This window comes from Glycomyces sp. NPDC021274 (assembly GCF_040641195.1).
Taxonomy (GTDB): Bacteria; Actinomycetota; Actinomycetes; order Mycobacteriales; family Micromonosporaceae; genus Glycomyces.
In genome coordinates this window covers 352,815-365,712 of record NZ_JBFADC010000005.1, presented here as the reverse complement: position 1 = coordinate 365,712, position 12,898 = coordinate 352,815, and the positions used below count along the sequence as shown (strand labels likewise).

The following is a 12,898-nucleotide window of genomic DNA, read 5'->3' as shown; positions in this document are numbered from 1 at the left end:
GCGGCTCCTCAAGGGTGGCTCCTGGGTTTCCAGGCCCATCCTCGAAGAGCAGCGCCGCGCTCGGCACGAGAACGCGAAATCCGCTGCCGGCAACGTCGGATAGCCGACAATGCGGCCGATAACCTCAGCGCCTGAGCTTCGCGATGATCGTCGTGGGGAGCCGGGGATGACCCGCGCAGGTCTCCCGCGGGTACAGCACCGCTCGGAAGTACCAGAGCGCGATCATCGGCGCCACCGGCGGCACCACGAGGAGCATCAGCCACGGCAACCCGCCCCCGAACGCCAGCATCGCGACGAACAGGAGGATCAGCGGCGGCGCGACCGTGCTCAGCACGCAGACCGCGAGCCCGGGCTGGTGGAGTCCGCGCCAGACGCGGACGCAGGCGACGAAACCGAACACGAGGGCGGCGGCGAGCGTCGCCATGACCGAGCCGACGAGGAGCATCACGGCATCCGCCTCGCCGACCGACATGCCGACCATCACGCCCCCGAACAGCAGGCTGCCGAGCGACAGCAGCCCCGACCCGTACACCAGGAGCACGACCACGAGGAACACGAACTGCATGTGGCCCTTCAGGTCTCGCACCCTGACCCGGTGCGGGCACGCGCCTGGGGCGACTGCACGGTACGAGGCGGCGAGCCGCCCATGGGCCCAGCCCGGATCCTCCCCCGCACCAGGCTCGAACGGCGCCGGCTCGACGGTGATGATCGGTCCGGGCATTGCCGCCACGGGAGGTTCGGAATCCATGCGGGGGCTTTCGAAAGCGGGGGTGGACAGGCCGGAGATGTCCACATCCTATAGGCCGGAGGCGAAACGGAGGACCCGACGCCGTTCGACGTTCAGGCTCTGAGCATCTTCTGGATCACGGGAGGCGGTTCGCGCAGAGAGGCGCACTCGGAACGAGGCGGCAGATGCTTCATCGCGTAAGCCGCACTGGAGGCCCAGTAGGCCGCAAGCGCCAACGTGGCAAGAAGTGCGGGGGTTGCCACGTCGCCCCACGCCCAAATGCCGGCGGCAAAAGTCGCGGCATAGCCGATGAACGCTCCGATCGCAATGTGCAGCGGGGCGCGGTGGAAACGCGTCGAGCGAGCGTGCATCTCCGCGAGCGAGCACAGGTTTCCCAACGCCAGCACCAACACGAACGCGAGCGCGCCGTCTTCGCGCTCGGGAGCGAACTCGGAGAGCGCCAACATGTCCGCCATCAGGTTCAGCAGGGAGCCGACATACCCCATGAGCAGCACCGTATTCACCACGGCCATCACCCGATACCCGCCGCGGAGGCTGCGGAACTCGAGTCGGTGCGGGCAGTCGGCGACGCGGAACTGCGGCGACCCCTGCGAAGCCGCGTGCAGGACGGGATCGTCCTTCAACAGAGCGAGAATCGCGGGCGGCAAGCCGGGGTGGGTCCGGCACGTGTCACGCGGGTAGAGCATGTTCCGGAATGCGACGAGTTGCCACAGGACCAACGCGTACGGCACTGCCGCCGCCACGAGAACCGCATGATGCGAGTCGACGATCGTCAGGAACACGCCCAAGCCGATGAGGTGCAGGAGGAACCCGGACGCGGCCAGCCCGATCACGAAGTCCTTCGGCCGGTGCAGCCGTCTCCACGCCCATGCCAGTGCCACAGTGCTGACCGCTTGCAGCACCGCCCCGCAGGCCATGGTCAGTCCGCCGAACGCGACCGGCTCGGCACCTTTCTCAAAGGCCGCGAACACGCCTGCGAGACCAGCGAACAAGCCGAACGCGATGACCGCCCAGCTCGACCAGACGGCCAGGACCGAGAGCGCGCGCCTGCCGCGGCCTTTCGCATTCAGGTCGGCGAACCGCACCCAGTGCGGGCATCGATGGCGCTTCGTCCGGGTCACGACCGGCTCAGCCCAGCCCGGAGCACTGGCGCCGGGGATCGGCGCGGCCTCGACGAAGATCTGCGGGTCGGCTCGCGGGGGTTCGGCCGGACCGCCGGGAAGAGCGGCTTCCACAGGGCCGTCGGAACGCGGGGGTTCAAGGGTTTCGTATGACATTGTGGGGCTTTCGATCAGGGCAGAGCGCGAGGTCCCGGCCGGGTTCGGCGGGGACCTCGCGAATTCTAGGGAACGGGTTCGGCCAGGTCAGCGGTAGGCGGCGCTCTGGAGCGAGTACAGCTCCGCGTAGGCGCCGTTGCGGGCCATGAGCTCGTCGTGGGTGCCCGATTCGGCGACCCGGCCCTGCTCGAGGACGATGATGAGATCGGCCATGGACACGGTCGAGAAGCGGTGGGAGACAAGGACGGTGACCGTGCCGCGCTGGCGGCCCGCGTGGACCTCCTCGGCGAAGCGCTCGAAGAGGGCGTGCTCGGTCTGGGGGTCGAGAGCGGCGGTCGGCTCGTCGAAGAGGACGAGGAGCGGGTCTTGGCGCATGCGCCCGCGGCCGATGGCGAGTTTCTGCCACTGGCCGCCGGAGAGGTCGGTGCCGTCGTCCCATTTCGCGCCGAGGCGGGTGTCGAGTCCGGCGGGGAGGTCGTCGATGAGGTCGTCGGCTCCCGCGCGATCCATTGCGGCACGGACGGTGTCGTCGTCGAAGCCGCCTTTGAGGTCGCCGATGCCGATGGCCTCGCGGGCGGTGAACTCGAAGCGGGTGAAGTCCTGGAAGGTCGCGCCGATGCGCTCACGCCAGGCGGCCACTTCGAAATCGCTCAGGTCCGTGTTGTCCACTTTGATCCGGCCGGAGGTCGGCTGGTAGAAACCGGACAGGAGCTTGACGAGGGTGGTCTTGCCCGCGCCGTTCTCGCCGACGAGGGCGACGACCTTCCCGGCGGGGAGGTGCAGGTCCACGTCATCGAGGGACTGGCGCTTCGATTCGGGGTAGGAGAAGGAGACGCCTTCGAGGGTGATGCCGCCGGTGAGGCGTTCGGGGACGTCGAAGGGCACCGCCGGGCCGCTGGACTGCGCGGCGTAGTCGCGCAGGCGGCCGATGCGCTCGCCCATCTTGGCGAGGCGCGCCATGAACATGCCTTGGAACGCGACGTTCGCGGCGGCCCCGGCGACCATGCCGATGAGGCCGACGAGGAGGACGACGTCGCCGGCGGTGGCCTGGCCGCGGATCGCCAGGTAGAGCACGATGCCGATCCCGGCGGCCATACCGGCCGCGGAGATGAGGCCTTCGCCGCTGGAGAGCCGGGCGGCCCTCCACTGGCCGCGGTTGCGTTCGGCGACGACGGCCGCTCCGGACTCGTGGTGGCGCTCGGCGACCGCCGCCGCGGAGCCGAAGATGCGCAGTTCCTTGCCGGATTCGCCGTGCGTCGCGACCTCGAAGAGGTGGCGGCGTTTGCGTTCGGGTTCGCTCGTGGCCGCGTTGACCTCGTCCTCGATCATCCCGGCGCGGTGGGCGATGGCCATGGCCACCAACGCGAGCAGCGGGAACACGAGCAGCAGCGGGTGGACCTGGAAGAGGAGCGCGCCGCCGACGACGATGGTGACGATGGCGCGCAGCCACTGGGCGAGCTGGTTGACGCCGCCGGCGAGGAGCCAGCGGTTCTCGCGGATGTACTGCACCTCGTCGAGGTACTCGGGCCGCTCGTGGTGGTCGAGCCCGGGCGGCGTGCCCATGAGCACCATGAGCTCGCGGTCGGAGGCGCGGGCGGTGTGGTCGAGGACGAGGAACACGAACTTGACGTAGACGAAGACGACGGTCCAGATCAGGGCGACGCCGACGCCGAGTCCGGCTGCGGCGAGCAGGGCCTCGCGGTGGTGTCCGGTTTGGACGGCGTCGATCACGACCTTCGTCAAGTAGACGAGCAGCGGCATGAGGATCGCCTGGACGACGCCCAGGACGATCAGGGCGATGATCGCCTTCGGATGCGAGCGGTATCCGACGGCGAGGCCGTCCTTCAAGCCGCGCAGGCGCTTCGCGATGGTGTGCAACATGGGGGCTCCTAGGCGAGGGGGGATCGGGCGAGGCGGTTGGCTTGGAGGGTGAACGCTTCGGCGTAGCGTCCGCCGAACGCCATGAGCTCATCGTGGCTGCCGTCTTCGACGACGCGGCCGCCGTCGAGGACGACGATGCGGTCGGCGCGGCGCACCGTGGAGAAGCGGTGCGAGATGACGATCGTGGTGAGACCTGCGGTGATGTCGAGGAACTGCTCGTAGAGCTCGGCTTCGGCGCGCACGTCGAGTGCGGCGGCGGGCTCGTCGAGGATGAGGATCTTCGCCCCGGCCTGGACGGCGAACAGGGCGCGGGCCAGGGCGATCCGCTGCCACTGGCCGCCGGAGAGGTCCGTGCCCTCCTTGTACTCGCTCGACAGGACGGTGTCGAGTCCATTGGGGAGCGAATCGATGAGCGCCCGGATGCCCATGGGCTCGCACGCCTTCCAGATCCGCTCGGTGTCGCCGGCCAGGTGCGGGGCGCCGAGGGTGATGTTGTCGCGCACCGTCAGCTGGTAGCGGGTGAAGTCCTGGAACAGGGCCGAGAGGCGGGTGCGCCAGACCGCCGGGTCGACTCCGGCGAGATCCACACCGTCCACAGTGATCTTCCCGCCGGTGGGCTCGTAGAGCCCGGCGAGGAGCTTCACGAGACTGGTCTTGCCGGCGCCGTTGTGGCCCACCACGGCCAGGGAGGTCCCGGCCTTGATCTCCAGGTCGAGCCCGCCGATCACGGGCCGACTGGCACCGGGGTAGGCGAAGTCGACGCCCTCGAACCGCACCGCCTGCTCAGGGGCGGCGGCGGGGAGCTCGGTGGTGACGGGAGGCGCGTCGGCGACCAGCTCCGATTCGAGGGCGAGGGCTTTCGGGACCGGGAGCGAACCGAGCGCGAGGAACGCGGCCACGTCGTCGAAGGCGGTGAAGTTGAACATCGTGGTCAGCGCGACCAGGTAGACCGAGAGCGCGGCGAAGCCCACGGCCCCGTCGAGCCCGGCCTGCACGAGCAGCAGCGCGGTGGCGGCGGTGAGCGCGAGCAGGGCGCCGATGACGCCGACTGCGGTGCGGGCGCGGAGGCGCAGGAACCGACTCGAGTACGCCATCCGCGCAGCCCACTGGCGGTCGTACCGTTCGAGGAGCCAGCCCATGAGGCCCCAGACGCGGATCTCCTTGGCGGGCTCGGCGGTGACGGCGAGGTCGCGCATGTACTCGCTCTCGCGCATCTCGGTGGAGCGCATGTAGGCGGTCTTGCCGACCCGCGTGTACTCGTTCTGCATGGCGAGGAAGATCAGCGGCCAGGCGACGAGCCAGGCGAGGCCGATCCAGATGTTGAAGACGCACAGCACGATCGAGGCCCCGGCGGCGGCGAGGAACTCGGGGGCGATGGCCGCGAGGCCGCGGATGGCGCGCTCGGGCCGGATGTGGTCGCTGCCGAGCTGGCGGGCGACGCGCAGGAGGGCGAGCACGTTGTCGTCCTCGAGGTGCGCGATCCCGGTGGGCCGGGCGACGGCGGCGACGAGGCGGTCCTGGAGGAGCAGTTCGAGTTCGCGGCCGAGGTTGTAGGCGTTGGCGCGGTGGACGTTGTCGACGAGGCGGCCGAGGAGCAGCGCGGTGACGCCCGCGGCGAGGAGCGTGTAGGCGTAGCGGGCTTCGGGCGAGCCGGGGCCGGCCTCGGCGGCGTCGGGGACGGCGCCGATGAGGAGGCCGGTGGCGATGGTCATGGCCAGCGGGAGCGCCGCGACCAGGACCGTGGTGGCGGCGAAGAGGGCGGTGCGGGGGCGGCTGATCTGCGGAAGGAGCCGCACGACGGCGAGCACGGCCCGGCCGGCCTCGAAGCGCACCGGCGTGACATTAGGGGGTGTCATATGTATCCGTTCATGACGTCATGATGACTGTTCAACGACACCATAGCGAAGTGTGGAAGCGCTCGCAAGACCCGGACCGTGAGCCGGGGCCGGCTGGAGGGCATGGCAAATGAGGCCGGAGCGCGGGGTGGGTCGGTTGGAGGGCACGGCAAAGGAGGCCGGGGCGGGAGGCGGGTCGGTTGGAGGGCATGGCAAAGGAGGCCGGGGCGGGAGGCGGGACGGTTGGAGGGCACGGCGAAGGAGGTCGGGAGCGGGAATTCCGGGCCCCCGGTTCAAACCCTGGCGCGGGGGTCCGACAATCCGGCCCGTCACTGCCGCGACCCGGCTCTCCTTCACCCGTTCGATACCGCGGGTAGTGTTGTGCCTCGTGTCAGCGCCCAATCTCGTCAACCTCGAAACCGTCTCCAAGGCCTACCCCGACCAGGTGGTCCTCGACGCGGTCTCCCTCGGCATCGCCGCAGGCCAGCGCGTCGGTGTCGTCGGCCGCAACGGCGACGGGAAGTCGACGCTGCTGCGCCTCATCGCCCGCGCCGACGCCCCGGATTCGGGCCGGGTCGTGCACACCGGCGGGACCCGCATCGCCGTGCTGGGCCAGACCGACGGCCTCCGCGACGACGCCACCGTGCGTTCGCAGCTGTTCGGTGACGCCGACGCCCACGAGTGGGCGCGCGACCCCCGCGTACGGGAGATCCTCACCGGCCTGTTCGGCGGCCTCGACGCGCCCGTGCTCCCCGAGGGGCTGGACTCGCGGATCGGGGTGCTCTCCGGTGGCGAGCGCCGCCGCGTCGACCTCGCCCGGGTCATGTCCGAGGACGCGGACCTGCTGCTCCTCGACGAGCCCACGAACCACCTCGACATCGAGGGGATCGCTTGGCTCGCTTCGTATCTGAACTCCATGCGGGCGGCGATCGTCGTCGTCACGCACGACCGGTGGTTCCTCGACGAGATCTGCGACCGCATCTGGGATGTGCAGCGCGGCAACGTGTTCGAGTACGACGGCGGGTACACGGCGTACGTCCTGGCCCGCGCCGAGCGCGAGCGCCAGGCGAGCGTGGCCGAGGAGAAGCGCCAGAACCTCATGCGCAAGGAGCTGGCGTGGCTGCGCCGGGGCGCCAAGGCGCGCACGGGGAAGGCGAAGTACCGCGTCGATGCGGCCAACGAGCTGATCGCGAACGAGCCGCCGCCGCGTGACACGGCCGAGCTGGTGAGTTTCGCGACCGGGCGCCTGGGCAAGACGGTGTTCGAGGCGGAGAACGTCACGGTGAAGGCCGGGGACCAGACGCTGCTGGAGCACTTGGACTGGATCCTGGGTCCGGGCAAGCGGGTCGGGCTCCTCGGGGTGAACGGGGCGGGCAAGACCTCGCTGCTGCGCACGCTCGCGAACGCGCTGCACGACGAGCAGCCGGCGGCGGGCCGCGTCAAGGTGGGCCGCACGGTGAAGCTGGCGTGGCTCACGCAGCACATGGAGGACCTGGACGGCTCGTGGCGCGTGCTCGAGGCGATCGAGAACGTCGCGAAGCGGGTCCAGTTGGGCAAGAAGGAGATGTCGGCCGGGCAGCTCGCGGAGCGCCTGGGCTTCCTGGGCGGGAAGCAGCGCACGTTCGTGCGCGACCTCTCGGGCGGGCAGCGGCGCCGCCTGCAGCTGGCGCGGCTGCTCATGGCCGAGCCGAACGTGCTGTTCCTCGACGAGCCGACGAACGACCTGGACATCGAGACGCTGACGCAGCTGGAGGACCTGCTCGACGACTGGGCGGGGACGATGGTCGTGGTCAGCCACGACCGGTACTTCACCGAGCGGGTCGCGGACGAGACGTGGGCGCTGCTGGGCGACCGCAAGCTGCGTCACCTGCCGCGCGGGATCGAGGAGTACCTGGAGCGCCGGGCGGACAAGTCCGCTGTGCCGCAGGCGAAGGGCAAGGGCCTGAGCAACGCGCCGGGGGTCGGGCAGGCGCCGTCGTCGGCGGCAGAGGACCGGGCGACGCAGAAGGAGCTGTCGAAGCTCGAGCGGCGCTTGGCGAAGGTCGAGGAGAAGATCGCGGGCCTCTACGCCGAGATGGCCGAGCACGCGACGGACCCGGCGAAGCTCGGGGAACTGCAGGATCAGGTGACCTCTTTGGAGACCGAGCGGGACGAGATCGAGGAGCGCTGGATGGAGCTCGCGGACTGAGTCCGCGCCGCTGCACCAGCCCGCATCGCCTTGCGCCGCTTGGCTTCACGCCGCTCACCTTCGCAGTGGGCGGCGGCTCCGGTGCGTCGCGGTTTCGTAACGGAGCCGAATATTCTAGCGGGTCCGAACGCTCCCATACCGGCTGGTAACCGACTCTTCATTCAGTGATTTATGGGCCTCTTCCAGGGTCTTCACAATTCATTGTGATTTCCCTAACCTCAGGTTGAAAGCCCGAAAGGGACCGGTTCCACCGAACCGTGCCCTGTGCGGCAGTGCGCCCCCATTGATCCCTTGCGCATCGACCGCCTGAACCGAGAGGGAGTTCCACCCCCATGACTGTCTCGCAACTTTCCCTTCGCCGCATTGCGGCCGCGTCCCTCGTGGGCGTGGCGGCACTCGGCTCGGTCGCCTTCGGCGGCCTTGCCGCGCACGCCGATCCGGTCGGCCAGATCGTCGGCGCCGACGCTCCCGACGCCATCGACGGCGAGTACCTCGTCGTCATGGACCCCGCCGCCTACCGCGAGGCCGACGAGATCGCCGCTGACGCCGGCGCATCGGTCGTCGACGACTTCGCCGAGGTCGACACCGTCCTCGTCGACGCCACCGAATCCGAGGCCCGCGAACTGGCCGCCGCCGACGGCGTGGCCTTCGTCGAGCAGAACGCGGTCGTCTCCATCGACGCCGTCCAGTCCCCCGCCACCTGGGGCCTCGACCGCATCGACCAGGTGAACCTGCCGCTGAGCAACAGCTACGAGTACCTGGGCACCGGCTCGGGCGTGCACGCGTACATCGTGGACACCGGCATCAACGCCTCGCACACCGAGTTCGCCGGACGCGTGGGCAACGGCTACGACTTCATCCAGAACGACTCGACTCCGCAGGACGGCAACGGCCACGGCACGCACGTCGCGGGCACCGTGGGCGGCACGACCTACGGCGTCGCCAAGAACGTGACCCTGCACGGCGTGCGCGTCCTCGACAACGCCGGCTCGGGCACCACCGCCGGCGTCGTCAACGGCATCAACTGGGTCGCCACCAACGCGATCAAGCCGGCCGTGGCGAACATGAGCCTCGGCGGCGGCTACTCCGCCTCGCTGAACAACGCCGTCACCGCGGCCGTGAACTCCGGCGTGACCTTCGCGGTCGCGGCCGGCAACGAGGACCAGAACGCCTGCAACGTCTCCCCCGCCTCCGCTCCGGCGGCGATCACCGTGGCCGCCAGCGACAACGCCGACGTCCGCGCCTACTTCTCCAACTTCGGGTCCTGTGTGGACGTGTTCGCGCCGGGCGTGAACATCACCTCCGCGTGGCACACCTCCAACAGCGCCACCAACACCATCTCGGGCACCTCGATGGCCTCCCCGCACGTCGCCGGAGCCGTCGCGGTCTACCTGGGGCTCAACCCGTCCGCCTCCACCAGCGCCGTCGCCTCCTGGGTGACCGGCAACGCCGGCGAGAACAAGATCTCGGACGTCCAGGGCAGCCCGAACCTGCTGCTGTACACCGGGACCGGCGGCGGCACCGACCCGGACCCGAGCGACTGCAAGGCGACCAACTCGACCGCCACCCGCATCGCCGACCGCGCCACCGTCAACTCGACCCTGGCGCTCAGCTGCGACGGCAACGCCCGCAGCAACAGCACCGTGGCCGTGAACATCACCCACACCTGGCGCGGGGACCTCGCGATCTACCTGATCGCCCCCGACGGCACGAGCTACACGCTCAAGACCTCCTCGAGCGGGGACTCGGCCGACAACGTCATCGCCACCTACCCGGTGAACCTCTCCAGTGAGACCGCAACGGGCACTTGGACACTGCGCATCGTCGACGCCTACTCCGGCGACACCGGGACGCTCAACTCCTGGGCCCTCGAGCTGTGACCCCCCCGAACAACTGAATAGCGGGTGACCGCGGGCGGGCCCTCCCCGTCGCGTCGCAACCCGGCTGGGCGACCTGGAGCCGTCGCCCGCCGGGAGGCCGCGCCAGGGCCCGCACCGCGGCCCCGCACTCCCGATGAGCTCCGATCCCCGACGGCGCCGGCCGTACCGCATCCCACCACCCTCATCCCGTCCCGGCCCTGGACCGGCCCGGACCACCCGAAGGGACCCAATGTCCATGTCACGCAAACGCAGATCCGTCGCGGCGGCCGCCATCGGCGTCGCCGCCTTCACCGCACTCTCCTTCACGGCCACCGCCGCCGAAGCCGGGCCCGCGCAGGGCCAGATCGTCGGCGAGGACGCCGCGGGCGCCATCGCGGGCGAGTACCTCGTCGTCCTGGAGGACGGCACCTCCGTCTCGACCGCCGTCAAGGGCATCGAAGGCGAAGAGGTCGTCGAGACGTTCCCCGAGGTCGACGCGTTCCTCATGGAGTCAAGCGAATCCGAGGCGAAGGAGCTCGCCGCCGCGGACGGCGTGGCCTTCGTCGAGCAGAACGCGGTCGTCTCGATCAGCGCGACCCAGTCGAACGCGACCTGGGGCCTCGACCGGATCGACCAGCGCAACCGGCCGCTCTCGGGCACCTACACGTACAACTACACCGGTGAAGGCGTGCACGCGTACATCGTGGACACCGGCATCAACGCCTCCCACAACGAGTTCGCCGGGCGCATCGGCAACGGCTACGACTTCGTTTCCAACGACACCACCCCGCAGGACGGCAACGGGCACGGCACCCATGTCGCCGGGACCGTCGGCGGCACGATCTACGGTGTGGCCAAGGACGTCACGCTCCACGGCGTGCGCGTGCTCAACAACTCCGGCTCCGGCACCACCGCCGGTGTCGTCAACGGCATCAACTGGGTCGCGGCCAACGCGATCAAGCCGGCCGTGGCGAACATGAGCCTCGGCGGCGGCTACTCGGCGGCGCTCAACAACGCCGTCACCGCCGCGGTGAACTCGGGCGTGACCTTCGTGGTCGCGGCCGGCAACGAGAACCAGAACGCCTGCAACGTCTCCCCGGCCTCGGCCCCGGCGGCGATCACCGTCGGCGCGACCACCTCCACGGACGCGCGGGCCGGCTACTCCAACTTCGGCTCCTGCCTCGACGTGTTCGCGCCGGGCTCGAGCATCACCTCGGCGTGGCGCACCGGCACCACGTCCACCCGCACCATCTCGGGCACCTCGATGGCCTCCCCGCACGTCGCGGGCGCGGTCGCGCTGTACCTGGACGCCAGCCCGGGCGCGTCGACCGCCGCGGTGACCTCGTGGATCACCGGGAACGCGACCACCGGCGTGGTGACCGGCGCGGGCACCGGCAGCCCGAACCGGCTCCTGTACACCCTATAACCCGTCGATAGACCCGCGAGGCCTTGCGCTCTGTGAGCGCAAGGCCTCGCTCTGTTTATCCCTTTTAGACCAAAGGCTGGATTTGCTCATTCAGTGATCGCTTCATGGCATTCGGGGGGTTTACACAGTTTGTTCTACACCTTAGGCTCACAAAAAGGGTCTGACGGCCCGTCGCAGAGCCGCTGGGCCCGGACGGGTGCAGCGGACCGGGCCCCCGCCCGGTCCGCTCCCGCCGGTCCGCACCACCCTCCCCCCGGGTCGGCCGCCCCCAAGCAGGCGGACGCCCCGCACAACAGAAGGAGTTCCGTCTTGTACACGGCAGGAACGAAACGGCGCCTCCGCGCCGCCGCCGCGATCGGCATCGCGGCCGCCGCGGCCGGAGGATCGCTCATCGCGGTCTCCGCATTCGCAGGCGCAGCAGCGGCCCCGGCACCCGACGCCAGTGACATCATCGGCGCCGACTCCCCCGACGCGATCGCCGGCGAGTACATCGTCGTCATGGAAGACCAGGGCGCCAAGACCGCAGGCGGACTGGACGCGCTCGCCGACGACCTCGGCGTCACGCTCGACGTCGAGGACACCCTCGGCATCGTCGACGGCTACGTCGCCCAGATGAGCGAGGCCGAAGCGGTCGAGCTCGCCGCCGACGACGCGGTCGCCTACGTCGAGCAGAACCAGCTGGCCCACGCCTCAGAGGTGCAGGCCGACCCGCCGTCGTGGGGCCTCGACCGCGTCGACCAGGACGCGCTCCCCCTCGACCAGTCCTATGAGTACACCCAGTCAGGCACGGGCGTCGAGGCGTTCGTGCTCGACACCGGCGTGAACCTCGAGCACCAGGAGTTCGAGGGCCGCATCGGCGAGGGCTACGACTTCATCGACGACGACGCGGACCCGGCCGACTGCCACGGCCACGGCACGCACGTCGCCGGGACCGTCGGCGGCTCGACGTACGGTGTCGCCAAGGACGTCACGATCCTCCCCGTCCGCGTCCTCGACTGCCAGGGCTCCGGCTCGTACGCCGCGATCATCGCCGGCATCGACTGGGTCGCCGCGAACGCCGGCGAGTCGGCCGTCGCCAACATGAGCCTCGGCGGCTCGTTCAGCCAGGCCCTCAACGACGCCATCAGCGCTGCCGTCGAGTCCGGCGTGACCTTCGCGATCGCCGCGGGCAACGAGGGCCAGGACGCGTGCAACGTGTCCCCGGGCTCCGAGCCGAGCGCGATCACCGTGGGCGCCACCGACAAGGACGACGCCGCAGCCTCGTTCTCGAACTTCGGCGAATGCGTCGACCTCCTCGCCCCGGGCGTGGGCATCACCTCCGCCTGGATCGACGGCACCGACGCCGAGAAGACCATCTCGGGCACCTCGATGGCCACCCCGCACGTCGCGGGCGTCGCCGCCCTGTTCCTCGAGTCGAACCCGGGCGCCACGCCCGACGAAGTCGCCACCGCCCTCACCGGCGGCGCCCTCCCGGACGTCGTGACCGAGCCGAACGGCAGCCCCAACCTGCTGCTCAACACCGCATTCCTGGCCTAGCCCGGGACGCAGCGACCAAGGGCCGGAGCGGCGACGCTCCGGCCCTTCGCCGTGCGCAAATCCTTCCCCGTCCCCTCGCCGAGCGCGACCCTCCGCTCACCCCCGGCACCGTGTTCTCCGGCGAGTCGGCCGGCCTCCGCGACCGGTC

8 protein-coding genes are annotated in these 12,898 nt (G+C 70.2%); 4 read left to right on the top strand and 4 right to left on the bottom strand.

Annotated features, from left to right (window positions below):
- Nucleotides 1-124: 124 nt before the first annotated feature.
- From AB0I03_RS14705 to AB0I03_RS14690, 4 genes are all read right to left on the bottom strand, one after another.
- Nucleotides 125-721, bottom strand: a complete 597-nt coding sequence (locus tag AB0I03_RS14705) for a hypothetical protein (RefSeq protein ID WP_360412046.1) — start codon at nucleotides 719-721, stop codon at nucleotides 125-127.
- Nucleotides 722-840: 119 nt separating this feature from the next.
- A complete protein-coding gene (locus AB0I03_RS14700; protein WP_360412043.1) occupies nucleotides 841-2,025 on the bottom strand; it encodes a hypothetical protein in 1,185 nt (394 codons plus the stop codon).
- 87 nt (nucleotides 2,026-2,112) lie between these two features.
- Nucleotides 2,113-3,906 (bottom strand): ABC transporter ATP-binding protein, encoded by a 1,794-nt coding sequence (locus AB0I03_RS14695; RefSeq protein ID WP_360412040.1) that lies wholly within the window; start codon nucleotides 3,904-3,906, stop codon nucleotides 2,113-2,115.
- Between the two features lie 8 nt (nucleotides 3,907-3,914).
- A complete protein-coding gene (locus tag AB0I03_RS14690) occupies nucleotides 3,915-5,762 on the bottom strand; it encodes an ABC transporter ATP-binding protein (protein WP_360412037.1) in 1,848 nt (615 codons plus the stop codon).
- A 367-nt stretch (nucleotides 5,763-6,129) separates the two neighbouring features.
- On the opposite strand from AB0I03_RS14690, the gene AB0I03_RS14685 reads away from it, so the two are divergent.
- The 4 genes from AB0I03_RS14685 (at nucleotide 6,130) to AB0I03_RS14670 (ending at nucleotide 12,750) form a co-directional block, all read left to right on the top strand.
- On the top strand, nucleotides 6,130-7,929 hold the full coding sequence (locus AB0I03_RS14685; protein WP_360412034.1) for an ABC-F family ATP-binding cassette domain-containing protein: 1,800 nt from the start codon (nucleotides 6,130-6,132) through the stop codon (nucleotides 7,927-7,929).
- A 332-nt stretch (nucleotides 7,930-8,261) separates the two neighbouring features.
- Entirely contained in the window at nucleotides 8,262-9,809 is a 1,548-nt protein-coding gene (locus AB0I03_RS14680) for a S8 family serine peptidase (protein ID WP_360412031.1), read from the top strand.
- Nucleotides 9,810-10,044: 235 nt separating this feature from the next.
- Nucleotides 10,045-11,214, top strand: coding sequence for a S8 family peptidase (locus AB0I03_RS14675; protein WP_360412028.1), 1,170 nt, complete (start codon nucleotides 10,045-10,047; stop codon nucleotides 11,212-11,214).
- Nucleotides 11,215-11,523: 309 nt separating this feature from the next.
- Entirely contained in the window at nucleotides 11,524-12,750 is a 1,227-nt protein-coding gene (locus AB0I03_RS14670) for a S8 family serine peptidase (protein WP_360412025.1), read from the top strand.
- Nucleotides 12,751-12,898: the final 148 nt, after the last annotated feature.